The following is a 17,932-nucleotide window of genomic DNA, read 5'->3' as shown; positions in this document are numbered from 1 at the left end:
GACAAACTTATTTCATGATAGATTCCAATGATGTGTCCATTTCTGGCAGGCATTTTTCAAGGAACAACTTTGCAATGTCTGGATCAAATTGAGTTCCCATATTTTTTTTAATTTCATCGATGGCCTCTGCCCGGCTGAACGACTTTTGGGAACATTTTTTATTGGTCATTGAATCAAATGCATCCGCAACCGCGATGATCCGTGCCTGAAGAGAAATTTCCTGGTCTTTAAGACCCTTGGGGTAGCCTTTACCATCCCAGCGCTCATGATGTTCCAGAACGTATTTAGCCATTTCAGAAAACTCATTCGATGCACTTAAGATCCGATAACCTATTTCAGGATGTTTTCGGATTACTTTGTATTCATCTTCTGCTGATGGTGCTGACCGGTTAAGTAATTTTTCGTCAATGCCCATTTTTCCAATATCATGCATCAGTCCAGCCATTTTAATTTCATCCACTGCTGCCTTGTTAAAATGGAGCTTTGTACCCATTGCTTCACACATTTTAGCCACACTTTTTGAATGCCGCATCTCTTGATGGCTTCGTTCGTAAAGATTATTCATAATGAGTTCGATGGACTTACTTCTTGTACTCGAACTTTCATATAATTTATGGCGATACATATCGTCTTCTGCTTTTTTAAAGATCTCCTGGATGTCCTCTTCCTCGAACTCCTTGGTTTCATAGCCAAAAGAAATTGAAACATCAAAAGCCCCAATTTTTTCTTTGGAGGTGAGCTGCCGGATTTGCTTGACGATTTCCTCGGCTTCAAAAATATCAGTTCGGGGTAATACAATAATAAATTCGTCGCCTCCCAGCCTGGCCACAATATCATCTTTGCGGGATCCCTCTTCGATGGTTTTCGCAGCTTTTTGGAGCAGCTCATCGCCCATGGTGTGACCAAAGGAATCATTGATCAGTTTCAATCCATTGACGTCCCCCATCACCAAGGTTAAGGGGAGGTTTTCTTTTGTATCCAGCTTTTTCAACGCTTCTTCGTAGTACCGCCGGTTATAAAGCCCGGTGAGATAATCATGATAATTCAGGTACAAAATTTCTTCCTGCTTTTTCTTTTTCTCCGAGAAATCTCTGAACACCAATACCGCCCCGGCAATCACACCGTTTTCTTTCAAAATCGGTGCGACACTGTCTTCAATGGGCCGCTGGGTACCGTCTTTTGAAATCAGCAAGGTATGTTTATCCAATTCCAATACATTCCCGGTTTCAAGCACTTTTTTAACGATATTGTCGCTTTTCTTACCGGTGAATTCGTTAATAATATTAAATACTTCGTCGATTTCTTTTCCCTTTGCTTCTTCCTGAGTCCAACCAGTCAGGTCTTCACCGACCATATTCAAAAAGACGATCTTTCCCATTATATCGGTCGAAATAACACCGTCTCCCACAGATTTCAAGGTTGTTTCCAAAATATTTTTCTCGTTTGAAAGCGCGGTTTCCAACTCTTTACGCTTTGTAATATCCGAGATAATCACTGCAAATTGTTTATTACGGGGCGCATAAACGATGACTTCAAAATATTTTTTCAGCTCTTTTGAATAATTTTCATAATGCAGGGCCTCACCGGTCAGCGCCACCTGCCCATATCTTTCAATCCAATAGTTTTCGGTTCCCGGCAATGCTTCAAGCACAGTTTTCCCCAGAATATTTTCCCGTTTTAATCCAGTTATTTCTTCAAAGCTCTCATTAACATCCAGAAAACGGTAATCCATAGGATTTCCCTGTTCATCAAGGATGATTTCATGAACAGCCAACCCCTGCTCCATTTGCGTTACCAGAAGCCGATATTTTTCTTCGCTTTCTTTCAATTCCAGCTCAGCCTGATTGCGAGCAGTCCGATCAATAAGCAGATAATTCACCAATCTTTTTTTTTGGCCAAAATCATTTTTTTCAACTTCAAACCATCGTTCCTGATCATTGATGGTAAAAGCAACCAGTTTTCTGTTCATATGGGCATCATCCAGATTTTTGATGCTATCCCTGGTGTGTGTTTTCGCTACATTTAAAAAATCTTTGGCATTTTCATTGGAACAAATCACATCACCGCTTTTATCAACTAAAAATGCGGGTTCGCCAATTTCGCAAAACATATTTTTCCATCGCTTTATTTCCAGTTCAAATAGATCATTTTTAATTTCATTAATACCGATTAAAATACAGATAATCATGATTGTTCCCGGGGTAAAATCAATATAGTCGGCATATCCCAATAAAATCAATAACATGATTGGCCAAGTCAGCTGAAATATGATCAATAAAAACAGAAAACTATTCTTCTGTTTTTTTCTCGTTGCTTTCTTGTATGCCTTTAGGAGAACAATACTCGCGAACATTAGAAAAGCCGCATAGTACGTCATCATAGAGTAATAAGCCGGTCCTTTTACCGTGGTCACTAAAGTAAAGCCTTTAACAATATTCAGATTGATACTCTGATAGATTAAATGATGCCATGGGTTGGTGATAAGAATCAGCCATAAAATCAGCGAAATACCAAATAAAGCCATCTCAGTTTTTTTAGCCACTTTTGTACCTGTTAATTGCGCAATAAATAAGATCCCAAAGGTCGGGATAAAAACCGAGCCCAGAAACTCAAGATTACGAACAATCAACAGCGTATCAAGTGATACCCAATGCAGTTCCAAAAAATAACCAAAGGAATAGACGGCAGCCGCAAACATAAGCAACGAGAAATAATTTACCCTGTTCTCACCCTTATACTTATATAATAAAACCCCCACTGTGATATAAATAGCAGTTATTATTGGAATAACATACACAATAAAATTTAATAACATGTTTGGAGTATTCATCTGACTTCCTTCTTTGTTAATATTGTAGTCATATTCAGTTTTACATACCAGCTAAATATTATCACATTTCCAAAATAACTTCAATGAACAAATTAAGATTGGCGATTATTAATTTACTCCTTAATAACTATTATTACTAAATTTAATGTACGTCTGACTGAAGACAAAAGTGAGTCCCGGGGACAATCGTAACATCAGTTGTCTGCATCATGGCGAACAAGCGTAGCTTGTACGATCATGCAGCAGACAACGATTTACCATTGTCCCCGGGACGGGTTTTAACAACTTCCCATAAGGTATCTCCAGTCCTTATTGGCTGAATCATTTCAGATATTTAAGAATACTTATTAACTCAACAGGACTTCCTGTTTTTTCCTTTTGAATACAGGTGCTTTGACAATTCTCAAGCTCCTGTGCCTGATCTGCTTCGAAATAACCCTCAGCGCGTTTCCGGGCGCCTACGAAATTACCCACGGTTACTCGTCGCATAATCCCTCTGATATCCAGCTTTGTCTTTTCCATGCACTTTGGATATTCACAGTACTGACATCGGGACGCTTCATTCATTATGGTGCGTTCCTCTTCAAGATAGCCGACGTATTGGTTTTCCAATTCAAAGGGCTTATTGACAATTGTTACATAATTTTTCATATTTTCCCGATACGTAAATTCTTCAAGTCCCAGCTTTTTTAGGATTGCATTAGCCGCACTCAAACCTGAAATCGTAACCGTTGGGGTCCCGGTGCCCATGGCCGTTGATTCCCCGCAACAGTACAGAGAATCCCATAGGGTTTTTGTCAGCATGCGGTTGAACATATGCTGGCCCAGCATTTGTTTGGGCCCGGCCACGGCTCCATCATTTTTGTTGGTATACCGTTCAATGGTTTTCGGACTTGCGACCTCAGCATATCTTAGCCCATTTTCAAATCCGGGGAACCTTTTTTCAAGCACCCCCAGAAGTCTGATTTTCTCTATTTCTTTTTTTTGTTGGTATGCCAATTCGTTTTCAGTAGCCCAGCTTTCAAAGGATGGACCGATGGCCATAATCACATGTCCGTCAGCACCGCAAAGACTGTGGTCATCAATGCTCGGGATATAAACCGTTACTTCGCTTTCATCCAATTTATCGGGATTCCCAACCAGCATCTCAATGGGTTGGGTATCCTCGGGGATGACCTGGGCATCCACATAGGCATACAAAACAACGCTGGGATAAGTTGGTACCTGCTTCATGGCCCACTCAATTTTTTCCGGGTTCAGATAATCTTTTTCAATTAACTTACCATAGAGATTCCAGACGGTTCCAGAATAAATAATGTTTCTGGCATAATATTTCTCACCACTTTTTAGTTCCACGCCGGTAGGCTTGTTGTTTTCAAAAATAATCCTGACAACTTCCTGTTTCATTAACATTCGGCCATTATTTTCTTCAATAACCTTTTCCAGCTTGCCCGGTAAAAAGACAGTTGAACCGGCTGGGTAAAAGCTGCCCCCAAAGTGGTTATCCACAAACATCACCGCCGCCAATATGGCCGGGGTTTCTGCTACGGTTGTGTAACAATAGGTTGAGGTCAACTTGTCAAAAAATTTGAAGATTTCCGGGTCGGTAAAATATTTTTCTAAAAGGCTTTTGGTGCTTTTATTCATAAAACTTAAAAATTTAGCATAGGATAACGGGTGTTTCAGAAGCGGTTTGATGGTCGCCTTGGGATCGGTTTCATCAGGAGTCGAAAAAACCGGTTTTTCCACCATGACATGCTGGTACAATTTACTCAGGTCTTTATAAAAACGCTTGATATTATCTTTTTCAGATGGAAAAATGCCGCCTAATTCTTCAGCAAACTGATCCACATCCGGCCAGAATTTAATTCTTTTCCCCTTGTAATTAACGCAATACAACAACTCATGTTTGATCACATCAATGGGTTCTTCCAGGCAATTAAAAACAAACCGATGGGGATTAAAGCCCTTTTCCCCAAATCCGAACAGCATCGCTGAGCCCTGATCAAAAATTACATTTTCCCGTTTAAATATGCCGCAGGAACCACCGGGATTATAGCTTTTATCAATGATGCCAACCTTTAGTCCTCTTTTAGCAAGTAAGCTGCCGGCGGTTAAACCGGATATTCCAGCGCCGATCACAATAACATCAAAATCCATTTTTCACCTCACCTTATGAATAAGTCAAACAAATAAAAGGCGTAAAATCGCTGATTGGATTTTACGCCCTGACTCAAAATTTCACGCTGCATAACATCCGCCTATGAATTAAGCAGTTTTTCAATATAGGGTTCAATATCTTCAGGTTTAAATGCCGGTGCAAACCGGGCCACAACCTTTCCCTCTTGATCAACCAGAAACTTTGTGAAGTTCCATTTGATACTATTGCCGCCAATGTTATGGGTTAAATCTCTGAAAGCTTTTTTAATGGCATTGGCCTGGGGATCCTGAATATCATCAGATATTTGATCTTTAAGATACACATACAGAGGATCCGCATTTTTGCCATTGACTTCTATTTTTGAAAAAGTCTTAAAAGCAACACCATAATTCAGCTGACAAAAGCTGACGATTTCTTCATCCGTTCCCGGCGCCTGACCTAAAAATTGATTACAGGGAAAATCCAATATTTCAAAACCACGATCCTTATGCTTTTCATACAACATTTCCAATCCCTCATACTGAGGCGTAAATCCGCATCCGGTGGCCGTGTTCACAATCAGAAGCACCTTGCCCTTGTAATCGGACATGGAAACATCATTCTGGTCGGTATCCTTGACTGTAAAATCATAAATATTCATAGCGTTTCTCCTTTGTATTTTGAATAGCAAAACTCATAAACATCGAACAATTGTTGCTTTACGAGTAGTTTCCACAAACAATTTTGTAACGTGCAGGCGAACAGTCCTTAGACTGTCCGCCGTGCAGTGTAAAAATTCGCGAAGGCAACGAGCCAATCACAAGCTTGCTTGTAGTTGGCGACTGCCCGCGACCTCGAAGAAATTCGCGTAGCGATTTCTTCTGGTTGTTTCGTGCGAAACTGATTGTAAAGCTCGCCACACTTTTGAAACTTGCTAATTTAAATAATCTATTCAAACAGATAACTGGTCATGGACATGGCGCCCAACATACAGGCTTCATTGAAAATCGAAACCTGATCGTCTTCCTTCACCGCCCCCAATACATAAAGCAAGGGACAGAAATGATCGGGGGTATTAAAGGCGGATTTTGAAGATTCTCCGGCCATTTTATAATTAACCACATCCTCAAACTGATTTCTTAATATTTTATCCCGGATATAGCCGTCAAAATCAACTGCCCATGGATATCCCCCCTTCATATTCCAGTTAATTCTAGCAAGGTTATGAACAATATTGCCGCTGCCAAATATGAGCACCCCCTTTTCCCGGAGGCTGCTGATTTGCTGACCGATTTTAAAATGGCTTTCCGGCTTTGCATCGGCGTCGATGCTGAGCTGAAACGTTGGTATATCACCCTCTGGATACATTTTAGAAAGCACCGACCAGGTTCCATGATCACAGCCCCAGGTGTTATCGATTTGAACCTCTTTCTCTATGAGCGTCTTTGTGAGCTGCGCCAGTTCAGGGGCACCCACTGCTTTATAGACCACCTGATATAATTCGTCGGGGAATCCGTACATATCATAAATCATTTTGGGATTGGCGGCATCGGTTATCTTACTGCCATTGGTGTACCAATGGGCCGAAATTGAAAGAATTGCTCTTGGCCTTGGAATTTCACGGGCAATCATTTCCCATCCCTTGGTATATTCATTGTTTTCAATTGCATTCATCGGGGATCCATGACCAACAAATAATACCGGCATTCGTTCATTTGTGTTTGTCATATTCTGCTCCATTTTCTAAATATTATCTTTATCTGAAAAACTTACTGATACATGTGAGGCATCACAAAAAGGAGTATTCTTTGACTCACCACAACGACACAGAACAACTCTGTTTCTGGTCTCGTAGATTTCCCCCTCCGATGACTCGATGGGAATATAACCCTTAACAAAAATCCCGCAGCTTACTTTTCTTTCAGGGTCCTGAAGAATCTCAATGGCAGGCTCATAGTCAGGTTCGATGGCTGTTCCCATTTTATCCACAGCCACCAATCTGCCGGCTGGGCATTCACTGGCGCCCTTAATCGCGGCATCCCGGTGTTTTGGCTGATCCGATGTTTTTATCAAATCCCAGGTATTCCCTTCCTGGGTGTGACAAAAACGCGCAAACGCACATCGATGGTCGTCCCAAAGGTCAAGCTCCGGACCTTCAAGTAATTCAGCCCGATCTTCATACTTCGCTTTGGATGCAGTTTCAGTTCCCTCAAAACCTGCCTTAACGTGATAGGCATCACAGAAGGGTGGGTTTTTAGACTTTCCGCAACGGCACAATGCATATTTCTCATACTGGGGAAGCTCCCGTCCGTCTTTATATTCATACCCCTTTCCCTTGGAAACTATTATTTTTTCTGACAAAGGAACATTTCCCGAAACGATGTATGGTCCATTCTTAAGTATTCTAATTCTCGCTTTCGTTATATCGCTTCCCATATAAGCTCATCACCTTTCAAAATTTGGTTAAATCATGCTCTTCCAATTCATTTCACTCTGATTGATTAGACCTTCCATTCCAGAATCTTGTTCAAAAAAGCCATTAATTCCGGTGATTTAGGAGCATTGAATATTTCATTACTTTTACCGCTTTCAATGATTTGATTGTTTACCAGAAACATCACCTTTTCACAGGCATTCTTGGCAAATCCCATTTCATGGGTGACAATAATTGTTTTTAAACCTTCATTTTGAAGTTCCCCCAACATATCAAGGACTTCCGCGGTATACTCCGGGTCAAGGGCTGAGGTTGGTTCATCCAGCAGCAGCAACTTTGGTTTTACCGCAATGGCTCTGGCGATAGCAATTCTCTGCTGTTGCCCCCCTGACAACTGGTAGGGGTATTTATTTTTTTCATCTGATAGTCCAAACCGTTTCAAAAGATCATCACCCGCTTTTTCGGCATCATATTTATTCATACCAAAACTGTGGATCAGCGGAAGCATCATATTCTCCATACCGGTTAAGTGTTCAAAAAGCCCTTTGGCCTGAAACACAAAACCAATATTGCGGCGATACAGTTGTAATGCTTTCTCATTAAAATCGATTTTAATACCATCAATTTTTATTTCTCCGGAATCAGGATTGAGAAGACCACCAATAACCCGAAGCAAGGTCGATTTTCCACCTCCCGATGGCCCGATAACGGCAATCGAGTGAACCTCCTCCTGAAAGCTGATATCCTGCAAAACTAATTTCCCCGCAAAACTTTTACAGATATTTATTAGTTCGATATTCATGGTTATACCGCCTTTCTAATACTCCCGATATCATGGAAACGCTAAAGGTAAGGATGAAATACAACAGCCCCACAAATATATAATTTTCAAACATCCGAAAGTTATCTGCGGATATTTCCTGAATAGTTTGGGTAAGCTCGATAACAGCAATAACAGATAATAATGAAGAATCCTTGATAATTGATGCAAATTGTCCTGCCAGTGCCGGCAGGATCCGCGACAGCAAAATCGGCAGCGTCACAAATTGAAGAGTTTTTATTGGTGTGAGACCAATGGCTTTGGCAATTTCATACTGTTGATGGTCAATGCTTTCCAGTCCCCCTCTAACAATCTCGGAGATATAAGCGCCTTCAAAGATAGACAGAATAAGGATTCCCGCCACATACCGATTATCGATTCCCCAGGCGGTGCCAATAATATAATAAAAAAAGTAAATCTGCACCAACAGCGGGGTTCCGCGGATAATCTGGACATAGGTCTTGCAAAGATAGCTAATTGCCAGTATTCTGGCATTCTGACCAATGGCTGTGATCGACCCAATGAACAGGCTGACAATTAAGCTTCCCACCGATATAATAATCGTCATTACGAAACCTTGCCAGAGTCTCTGTTTGTATGGCAGCAAGGTTGAAAAATCCAGTTCCAAACCAATTGAGCGGATTGATAGCCATAAAAAACCAACCAGAATGGTGGCAACAAAAAGGCCGCTGAGAATTTTATTGAGGGTGGTTGGTTTTTTATTTTCTAATTCTGTCATAACTCTCCTTAATTAAAAAAACCAGGGAAAACCAAGGGTGTCAAAGGTTTGCTTTTCCTCTTTCAAATATTTTTCGGTGAGGGCATCGTAGCCGCCGGTTGTCTTATATTCCTTCAAAAAATCGTTGATTTGGCCAACCAGCTCGGTATTGCCCTTATTAACAGCCATTCCCCAGCTTTCACTCTCCTGAAAGGGAATCAGGATGGCTTTGGTGGTGTCTGGATTTAGCTGATTCTGACGGTAAATGGTCAGCTGATCATAAATGAAAGCATCGGCTTTTCCCTGGGCAACCTCGGTGACACAGGCATTTTCTGAGGCCAGGGCATTGATTGTGGCATTGGTTAAATTGTTGGTGGCATAGATATAGCCGGTGGTCCCTTTTTTAACATCAATGACTTTTCCGGTTTGGTTCAAATCCTCAATGGCCGCAATGTCGGAATTTTTATTTAATAACAACGCCAGATAAGAATGGGCATAAGGATCAGAAAAATCCACAACCTTACTGCGCTCATCGGTAATCGTCATCGATGATAAGACAAGGTCAACTTTACCGGTTTGGAGTGACGGGATGAGGCCGTCCCAGTTTGTGTTCTCGATTTGTACCGGTCGCCCCAAATACGCGCCCAAAGCCTTGGCTAAATCCACACTGACGCCGCTGGGATTGCCCTGTTCGTCCTTTGTTTCAAACGGCGGATAAGCCAGCTCCATGCCAACCACCAGTGTTTTTCCGGTACTTCCTTCATCTTTTGGACTTCCACAGCCGGTAACCATAATAACAACAGATAATAATACCAATAAGCATATAAGTAGTCTTTTCATTTAATCACTTCCATCATTCTTTTTAATTTAGAAATACACACAGAGCCAAATACATGGCGGTTCACAGGACGTGTATACCACCCGATGTTTTTGGTGGGGAGTTATTAAAAGCGTATCGCCTTTTATTAATGGTACCACCGCTGCATTTTCATATTCAATTTCAGCATTGCCTTCCAACAAAATTACAAATTCTGATTTTTCCTGATCATACCAATCTGATACCTGACCGGTGCTGATGATTTGTTCAATTATTACATTTTTATTTTTCACTAAAATAGTTGTTAATTCCTCTGAAAGAGGGAGCTTTGGTAAATTTAACAGGTTCATTTTCACCTCTTTATTTAATTCAATCTGAAAAAACCTACTTATAAATTTAGTACCCATTTAATAAGTTCAGTAACCACCTTATCAGTTTAATCCTCATTGGCAAACTGGATTGCAGGGCTTCCCCCCGATTAAACTGATAAATTTTCCATTTTACCGGTGTCGCTAATGTCCATTAATTCTTGCGGAAAAGGCTCCCAAATACTTTGTTCCAATAAATATGTTTGTTCATACTTTATCGCATAGGTTTCTAAAACATTAATCGGCACACTTAACGGTATAAGTCCTTTTTTGTATTTTTCAAAAGTACCTAAAACAAACTTTTTTTCTTCAGCCGAAAGATTTTCCGAAAAATAACCAAAAATGTGGGTTAACGCATTGATATAATTGGTGTATTTTGGCAGCTTTGAAAAAGCCGCGCCCAGGTGATTTCGATAATCATCAAACAACTCATCAAAAGATCGTTTTTCGTGATTGGCAACAATCCGGCCCAGTATTTTTTGTTCTTTTTGATTATATGCCATCAATAAATACTTGTTTTCAGCCTGAAATTTTACCAGCGCCGCCATGGTTTTTGTCTTTTTAACCTGGCGCAGCTTTGTCATTAAATACAGCTTTGTGAGAAAATGTTCTCTGATCCTAAAGTTTGTTAAACGCCCCTCTTCTTCAATTGCTAAACAGGGGTATTTTTTTACCACCTCTGCCGCAAATATTCCAATCCCTTTGATCGACCCCGATGCCTTATCTTTTCCCAAATAGACTTTCACATCTTTAATCCCACAGGACGGTGATCTTCCTTTGAGTATAAAGCCATCCACTTCTTCCAGTGAGTCTAAAAAGCTCGCAGAAAACTCTATCATTTCTTTGGTAAATTCCTTTTCTGTAGCCGGTTGATATAAAATAATTTCGTCATTTTCCAGGACCAGCCGGATGGGGTTTCTGGGTACCCCCAAGCCAATCTCCACTTCTGCACAAACTGTTTTATATTCAACATAATCCTTTAGTTTATTTACAAATTTATCGGGAATGGTCTGACCATTGTAACGACACTCACTAAAACCCAAACATTTACTAACAACAACCTGGGGTAAATCAAGCTTCTGCATCGCTTTTTCTCCTTGCAAATTTATTTAATAGATTTCAATTATTATACTACTTCCTATTCTTTTTTTAAAGCCAATTAGTTTATTTATGTGGTATCTTTTGACTTTTGACGATTACGTAATCGGTTGCTCTTTTTTTGATTTAATAGTATTATTGAATTATGTAACAGAAGATGGAGGATCGGAAAATGAATGAACCGCTTTTGGACTTAAGAAAGTTTGTGGTTCCGGAGATTATCATCGGTTTGGATGCCCGCTTATTAATCGGGCGGTATATTTCCCATTTCAATGCAAAAAAACCAATGCTTGTAACCGACAAGGACGTACAGAAATTTCGGTGGTTTGACGAAATTTATGATGCCATCCAGTCCCATACCCGAGCAATTTATTTTTTTGATGATATCAGTCCCAATCCCAAGGATTACGAAGCCATGCGCGGGGCTGAATTATTCTTAGCCAACCAATGCGATTTGATCATTGCCATTGGTGGAGGAAGCCCCATTGATTGCGCCAAATGCATCAGCATCGTATCCGCCAATGGCGGTCATGTACTGGATTATGAAGGGGTTGACGAAATACGGATGCCCGGTCCGCCCTTAATCTGTATTCCCACCACCGCCGGATCTTCTGCGGACGTCTCTCAGTTCGCCATTATCAAAGATACCGCTGCGAATGTTAAACGGGCCATTATCAGCAAAAAGCTGGTGCCGGATTTGGCCTTGATCGATCCTGTTCCCCTCATGTCCATGGACCCTTACCTAACCGGATGTACCGGTATGGATGCCTTAACCCATGCCATCGAAGCCTATGTTTCAGATACCCACTCTGCCCTGACCGATGTTCATGCTCTGGAAGCCATCAGCCTGATTAGTCAAGTCATTGAACAGGCAGTATTGCCTGACCGGACCATTGACACCATGTTTCAATTAATGCTGGGTTCGCTCCAGGCCGGCTTGGCCTTTTCCAATGCAAGCCTTGGTGGCGTTCATGCCATGGCCCATTCCATGGGTGGTCTGCTGGACTTACCCCATGGAGAATGTAACAGTATATTGCTTGAACATGTGATCCGCTTGAATTTTGACAGTGTTCCCGGACGTTTTAGAAATATCGGCGAACAACTTGGCCTTGACGTGGCTGATGCAACTGATGCTTTGGTTCTCGAAAGCATCCTACAGCGCATTTGTACAATTCGCAATAATTTACAGATTCGCTCTTTCATCCCTGTTGAAGAACTCAGTGCTGAAACCCTGGACCATTTAGTGGCCAATGCCCAAGATGATCCCTGTATGGTAACCAATCCAAAAGAATTAACAGATCAAGAGGTGAGAAGCATATATGACAGAATCTTACAAATCCAAACCTAAAAAAGCGGTAACCCGGGAGTCCATCATTGGCCTCGGTGAAGATTCCTTTAAAAAGAATTACTACTCCGAGCTCCAGAATAAGCTTGTGGATCTGGAACACAGCAATGGCCGCACTAAAGCTTTGATTGCTACGATTCCAGATATTCTGCTGATCAGCGATGTCAGCGGAAACATTGCGCCTTTTGGCGATACTTTTAAAAATGATAATTCCTTAGTTTTTAAAATAACAGCAAATCAAACCCTCATTAACGATTTGCACAGCGTCATCAGCCAGGTTGTTGAAACCAGATGCCTGATAACCCATCATTTTAAAATGATCGATGATGAAAAGATCCATTATTTTGAAGCCCGTGTCCACATTTCAGAATTTGATGAAGTGTTAATCATCATTCGTGATATGACCGAACAAACCCTGCTGGAAACACAATTGCGGAATTTTGCGGATAAAGACAGTTTAACGGATTTGTATAATCGCCGATTTTTCGAATCTTTTTTGCAGGATTTAAATCATCAGCATGCGGAAAATTTGACCCTCATTCTGATGGACATTGACGGTTTAAAACTGGTGAATGATACCCTGGGACACTTAGCCGGTGATCAGGTCATTGCCGCCACAAGCCAATTGATTAAAGAAAACTTTCAAGCGCTGGGAACCGTCTCACGGGTCGGCGGTGACGAATTTGGTGTTATCATTCTAAACCAGCACCCCGCAACCATTGAATTAATGCTTGAGCGTTTAAGCACCGCTGTAAAAGTATTTAACACATCAACTGACACCATCAGCATTTCACTGTCCTTTGGCTATTCTCATCATAAAAATGGTGTTGCCAATACCGATTGGCTTTTTCAGGAAGCCGACAACAATATGTATCAAAACAAATTGCTGAAAGAATCCAGCACCCGGAATAATTTGGTTAAAACATTAATGAAAGCCCTGGAAGTCAAAGATTACATCACTGAGGGCCACGCCAATCGGATGGGCAACCTGGCCACAATGATTGGACAGTGCCTTCATTTAACCCAGAATCGGATTGATCGGCTGCAATTATTATCGAAATTCCATGATATTGGCAAGGTCGGCATCCCCGACAGCATTTTAAAAAAACCGACTCGCTTAACACTGGAAGAATGGAATGTCATGAAAACCCATTGCAGCATTGGTGAGCGCATTGCCAATGAATCATCGGAATTAAAAGAAATTTCCCATCTGATTCTAAAGCATCAGGAACGCTGGGATGGATCCGGATATCCCTTGGGTTTAGTCGGAAAAGAAATTCCCATTGAATGTCGTATACTATCCATTGTCGATGCCTTTGATGCAATGACAAATAACCGACCCTACCGCGAAGCGCTTTCAATAAGCATGGCCGTTCAGGAAATCATTGAGGGTTCCGGCACGCAGTTTGATCCTGAATTGGTTGACCTATTCAAACAGATAATCCCCGAATATGTCAATGAATTATGAGCCATTCACAATAAAAAGAGAGATAAAATTATCTCTCTTTTTTTAAATTCAAAATTTCTTTTTTCTTTGAAACCTTTATCACATTAAAATAATAAGCAGTAAATATGATCGCCCCAAAAACAATGGTTGATGGAATCGTATAAATTACTTTAGTCATTGGATCACCCATTATTTCTAACATCTTCTGGCTTCCACAGATAGACTGCAAAAGAAAATAGTTTGTAGCTTCACCTACCAATATTGCACTAAAGGTTAATAAATTGGCTTTTACCGATTGCAATAAACTAATTTTCAATACATTTATCCCTAAAACAGTGCAGAATATCACATTTATCATAATGTTTACACTGTAGTTAATGGGCATCAGTCTTAAAATATATACCGCGACAAAAATCATGATCGCAGCAATCCAATATGGCTTTGATTTTATTCTGGTTTTAGTGAATGCAAATAATCCTAATGTAAAAATTAAATTTTCCGGAATTCCTTTTAATATGATTTCAAGTATAGAAACTTTCAAATAATTACTCCTTATTTCATAAAATTATTTTACAACCCATTATCATTTACTGATTTTCAACCGTCCTTTCATCCATTGCTATCGCTTAGTCCACTATTTATAACATTTAATTCAATATTGAATTTTTTGATCACAATTCCAATAAATACATCCACCACATTGGGATCAAACTGTGTACCCCGACACCGGATAAGCTCCTCACAGGCCTCTTCTACACTTCTTTTCCGTTGGTATGGCCGCAGGGATGTCATGGCATCAAAGGCATCAACCACCGAGAGAATCCGCGATGTATAAGCAATTTGATTACCTGCCAAACCATAGGGATAACCTTTTCCGTTATAATACTCATGGTGCTGGAGGATAAGAGGTTGGACATCTTTGATCACATCAACATGTTCAATGATTTCAACGCCCTGGATTGGATGCTGTTGCAGCTCTTTCCATTCTTCCTCGGTCAGTTTTTCCGACTTTAATAATACTTCTTTTGGGGTATTGATTTTTCCAATATCATGCATATACGCACCATATACCAGGGTTTGTTTCAAATGTTTAGGCAAATTAAGTTCTTCGGCCATCCAACTAGCATATTCTGCAACCCGTTCGACATGTTCGTAGGTGTGTTTATCCCGGGAATTTATAACCGAAATAAGGGTTCTCAGGGTTGTAATAATGGTTTCATCTTCTTCTGATAACGAGTTCTTAAGGTTATCAAGTATCGAAGCATAGCTCTCGACCCTGTTTTTTCGAAAAAACTTTGCCCGATAAAGGGCCTGGTCGGCCTGCGAAACCAGATCGTTTGCGTCCTTTGCCTTATTTGGATATTCGGATACCCCTACTGAAACAGTGAGATTTTGGCCCGGCAGATATTCCTGGCCATCAAAAACCGCCTGTTCTATTATACTGCACAGTTTATTTGCAGATTCCATTGCCTGTTTTTCTTCAGTATTATACAAAAGGATGGCAAATTCTTCCCCGCCATAGCGACAGGCAACAAATTCAGTACCTGCAAAATCCATAATGATTTTCGCCATTTTTTTGAGCGCACGATCACCGACGGTGTGTCCATAAAGATCATTGTAAATTTTAAAGTCATCAATATCCAAAAAAAACAGCGAAACAGAAACGCCATTTTTTTTTGCTTCATCTATTTCTTGATACAGGTTGGCATAGAAATAACGATGGTTGAATAATCCGGTGAGGGCATCCTCATTCGCCAGATCACGAAGTTCCTCGATGTGATCATTTTCCAATTTTGCATAATAACCAACCGTAAAAGTTACCAGAAGAAAGATACTGGATAATACTAAATCGTACTCAAAGTAGAGATTCACCGTTTGGTTTGGCACCATTATTAAATCCATACTTAATAAACCAAGTGATAAAATTCCCGCGATGACCATACCAATGGTTAATCCGTGGCCAATAGTTGCCAGCAAAATCACACATAAAAAAAGCGGTTTAAAATTACTCGCAAATGCACCGGTATAAAAAACAGTTAGAAAGGACAGAACTACAAAAAAGGCAAGCTCCCCATACTTAAAAAGACCCAGCTGTTTATCGGGATCCACTTTATTTGAAAAAAACACGACACCATATATTACAATTATAATCAATACAAAAATAAAGATTGTTTTGCTGCCATTGGAAAGCAAGTCTAAAATCTCCTTATTTTTAAAGTAATGTTGGGAAAATGCAATCACCGAAAAAAATAAAAGGGCTAATTTAATGCTGATCAGCAGCTGTTGAAGACTGATTTCCTTATTTTGATCAAATTTTTCCAAAATATCTCCTCTTTTTCATTTAAGATCTTTTGTAAGCGTGCTGTTTCAATTATTATGTATCATTTATTAGAAAAGGAGTCCCAAGGACTCCTTTTCTAATAAATGATGTTATTCACCTCTTAGACAAGTTGGTTCTTCCGGTTGATTGATAAAAAAGAAGCATGCAGATGTTGACATTAATACTGCTAAACTTGTAACCACCACTGCAATAACGCCGTAAATTTTGTTTTTCATTTCCTTCGCCTCCTTTTATAATATATTTAATGAAAATTGAGGATTCCTTCCTCTTTGGCACAGTATTTTAAAAGAATAAATTCCCCGAAAGGAAGAAATCTTATTAAAATTTTGTATCTATATCGATGTCAAAATGCAACAATAATCATTCGTTTTCAGTGCCAGAAGTGCTGATTATAAAACAAATATTTTATTTAAGTGCTACAGCGATTTAAGTGCCTTCCAGGTCATAGACATTCCTTTATCAATACCGCCAATAAGTTTGCTTCCGATTTTAGTAAGCGTTAAAATCTGCCACATAAGTCCGAATAAAATGCATAATGCATAGGTAGTTGACGTATGAAATTTAAAAGCCAGATATATAAATACTATCGTAAGAAAAGCGTAAGCCACTAAAATCATATAACACGATTTTCGCAATCGTTTTTTCTTCTTAACTGTATTAATTGGCTTATTTTTTGTGTCCACCGGTGCCTTTAGATAAATGACAATAAAGGCCAATGTAAAACAGGCGACTGCTAGAATACTCAGCCAAAAAAGATTAATCCAGTCAGCTAATACATACTTTATCAAAACAGAAGAAAATAGGCAGAAGGTCATTCCAATAATAGTGCATATATTAATGGAACTCACATGAACTCCTCCGCTTGATTTACGTAAAATGCTAGTAGAAAAGCAAATGGTTAGAGCCGCAAGTGCGGTTCCTGTAAATATACCTGCAATAAAAACTGCTGAAACAAAGAAAATAATTTGAACTAAAGCGATCATCCCGTATTCAATCACTTCTTTTTTTTCACCTGAAATACTTAAATTATAACAAATCACTGCTGATATCTTCTTGCTCAAGGTTAACATTATTTATCCCCTTTACACGTATCACATTAAAATAATAAACAATAAATATGATTATTCCAAAAACAAATGTTGAAGGAATGGTATTTATGGTTTTTGCAATAGGATCGCCAATAATTTCCAAAGTCTTTTCACTCCCGTAAGCAGCTTGCAGCAGAAATAAATTGACACCCTCTCCTATTAGTACTACTACCGTGGAAAGAAGAGATGCTTTAATGGATTGAAATAGCGAAATTTTTATAAATGAAATCCCTAAAAAGGTTGTTAAGATCAAGGTTATTAATGTATTAACTCCATAGTTAATCGGAAGTAAACGAATAATATACGTTGCTATAAATATTATTGGCATAACTGACCAATATTTTTTCCATTTTATCTTTGTTCTACTAAAAGCATAAAGCCCCCATGTAAAAATAGCAGCTTCCGGAATTCCTTTTAGTACAAGTTCAAGCAGAGTTAATTGCATATGATTGCTCCTTATTCTTTAGGCCAACGCTTATCATTCAT

At 39.7% G+C, this 17,932-nt stretch carries 17 protein-coding genes; 2 read left to right on the top strand and 15 right to left on the bottom strand.

Annotation, left to right across the window (positions count from 1 at the left end; translation table 11 throughout):
* Positions 1 to 7 precede the first annotated feature (7 nt).
* The 10 genes from AKG39_RS09075 to AKG39_RS09030 form a co-directional block, all read right to left on the bottom strand.
* The gene (locus AKG39_RS09075) at positions 8 to 2,830 is read right to left on the bottom strand and encodes an HD domain-containing phosphohydrolase (protein ID WP_050740073.1); all 2,823 of its coding nucleotides are present in this window, start codon (positions 2,828 to 2,830) and stop codon (positions 8 to 10) included.
* 321 nt (positions 2,831 to 3,151) lie between these two features.
* Entirely contained in the window at positions 3,152 to 4,990 is a 1,839-nt protein-coding gene (locus AKG39_RS09070) for an FAD-dependent oxidoreductase (protein WP_050740072.1), read from the bottom strand.
* A 101-nt stretch (positions 4,991 to 5,091) separates the two neighbouring features.
* Positions 5,092 to 5,631, bottom strand: a complete 540-nt coding sequence (locus AKG39_RS09065; protein WP_050740071.1) for a glutathione peroxidase — start codon at positions 5,629 to 5,631, stop codon at positions 5,092 to 5,094.
* A 287-nt stretch (positions 5,632 to 5,918) separates the two neighbouring features.
* Positions 5,919 to 6,698 (bottom strand): 4,5-DOPA-extradiol-dioxygenase, encoded by a 780-nt coding sequence (gene ygiD / locus AKG39_RS09060; protein ID WP_083439483.1) that lies wholly within the window; start codon positions 6,696 to 6,698, stop codon positions 5,919 to 5,921.
* A gap of 15 nt (positions 6,699 to 6,713) precedes the next feature.
* On the bottom strand, positions 6,714 to 7,406 hold the full coding sequence (locus tag AKG39_RS09055) for a CDGSH iron-sulfur domain-containing protein (RefSeq protein ID WP_050740070.1): 693 nt from the start codon (positions 7,404 to 7,406) through the stop codon (positions 6,714 to 6,716).
* Positions 7,407 to 7,471: 65 nt separating this feature from the next.
* Positions 7,472 to 8,206: an amino acid ABC transporter ATP-binding protein gene (locus AKG39_RS09050; RefSeq protein WP_050740069.1), complete on the bottom strand. Its 735-nt coding sequence runs from the start codon at positions 8,204 to 8,206 to the stop codon at positions 7,472 to 7,474.
* Positions 8,178 to 8,963 carry an amino acid ABC transporter permease gene (locus AKG39_RS09045; RefSeq protein WP_050740068.1) on the bottom strand — a complete coding sequence of 262 codons (786 nt, stop codon included), beginning with the start codon at positions 8,961 to 8,963 and terminating at the stop codon, positions 8,178 to 8,180. Before AKG39_RS09045 ends, AKG39_RS09050 begins: the two co-directional genes overlap by 29 nt.
* Positions 8,964 to 8,975: 12 nt before the next feature.
* On the bottom strand, positions 8,976 to 9,782 hold the full coding sequence (locus AKG39_RS09040; protein ID WP_050740067.1) for a transporter substrate-binding domain-containing protein: 807 nt from the start codon (positions 9,780 to 9,782) through the stop codon (positions 8,976 to 8,978).
* A 27-nt stretch (positions 9,783 to 9,809) separates the two neighbouring features.
* The gene (locus AKG39_RS09035; RefSeq protein WP_050740066.1) at positions 9,810 to 10,109 is read right to left on the bottom strand and encodes a cupin domain-containing protein; all 300 of its coding nucleotides are present in this window, start codon (positions 10,107 to 10,109) and stop codon (positions 9,810 to 9,812) included.
* A gap of 128 nt (positions 10,110 to 10,237) precedes the next feature.
* Positions 10,238 to 11,212: a YbgA family protein gene (locus tag AKG39_RS09030; protein ID WP_050740065.1), complete on the bottom strand. Its 975-nt coding sequence runs from the start codon at positions 11,210 to 11,212 to the stop codon at positions 10,238 to 10,240.
* Between the two features lie 185 nt (positions 11,213 to 11,397).
* Here AKG39_RS09030 and AKG39_RS09025 point away from each other — a divergent pair, with 185 nt between their 5' ends.
* Both AKG39_RS09025 and AKG39_RS09020 read left to right on the top strand, forming a co-directional pair.
* Positions 11,398 to 12,573, top strand: coding sequence for an iron-containing alcohol dehydrogenase (locus AKG39_RS09025; RefSeq protein WP_050740064.1), 1,176 nt, complete (start codon positions 11,398 to 11,400; stop codon positions 12,571 to 12,573).
* Positions 12,545 to 14,038: a bifunctional diguanylate cyclase/phosphohydrolase gene (locus tag AKG39_RS09020; RefSeq protein ID WP_050740063.1), complete on the top strand. Its 1,494-nt coding sequence runs from the start codon at positions 12,545 to 12,547 to the stop codon at positions 14,036 to 14,038. Before AKG39_RS09025 ends, AKG39_RS09020 begins: the two co-directional genes overlap by 29 nt.
* Before the next feature lie 28 nt (positions 14,039 to 14,066).
* Here AKG39_RS09020 and AKG39_RS09015 read toward each other — a convergent pair whose 3' ends face one another.
* The 5 genes from AKG39_RS09015 to AKG39_RS08995 form a co-directional block, all read right to left on the bottom strand.
* Complete coding sequence (locus AKG39_RS09015) at positions 14,067 to 14,558, bottom strand: hypothetical protein (protein WP_050740062.1); 492 nt, start codon at positions 14,556 to 14,558, stop codon at positions 14,067 to 14,069.
* Between the two features lie 68 nt (positions 14,559 to 14,626).
* Positions 14,627 to 16,339, bottom strand: coding sequence for a bifunctional diguanylate cyclase/phosphohydrolase (locus tag AKG39_RS09010; protein ID WP_050740061.1), 1,713 nt, complete (start codon positions 16,337 to 16,339; stop codon positions 14,627 to 14,629).
* Positions 16,340 to 16,447: 108 nt separating this feature from the next.
* Entirely contained in the window at positions 16,448 to 16,573 is a 126-nt protein-coding gene (locus AKG39_RS09005) for a cyclic lactone autoinducer peptide (RefSeq protein ID WP_050740060.1), read from the bottom strand.
* 201 nt (positions 16,574 to 16,774) lie between these two features.
* On the bottom strand, positions 16,775 to 17,428 hold the full coding sequence (locus tag AKG39_RS09000; protein ID WP_050740059.1) for an accessory gene regulator ArgB-like protein: 654 nt from the start codon (positions 17,426 to 17,428) through the stop codon (positions 16,775 to 16,777).
* On the bottom strand, positions 17,385 to 17,891 hold the full coding sequence (locus AKG39_RS08995) for a hypothetical protein (protein WP_050740058.1): 507 nt from the start codon (positions 17,889 to 17,891) through the stop codon (positions 17,385 to 17,387). Before AKG39_RS08995 ends, AKG39_RS09000 begins: the two co-directional genes overlap by 44 nt.
* Positions 17,892 to 17,932: the final 41 nt, after the last annotated feature.

Origin of the sequence: Acetobacterium bakii, assembly GCF_001263355.1 — a bacterium.
GTDB classification, from domain to species: domain Bacteria; phylum Bacillota; class Clostridia; order Eubacteriales; family Eubacteriaceae; genus Acetobacterium; species Acetobacterium bakii.
This window is presented reverse-complemented; position numbering and strand designations above follow the sequence as displayed.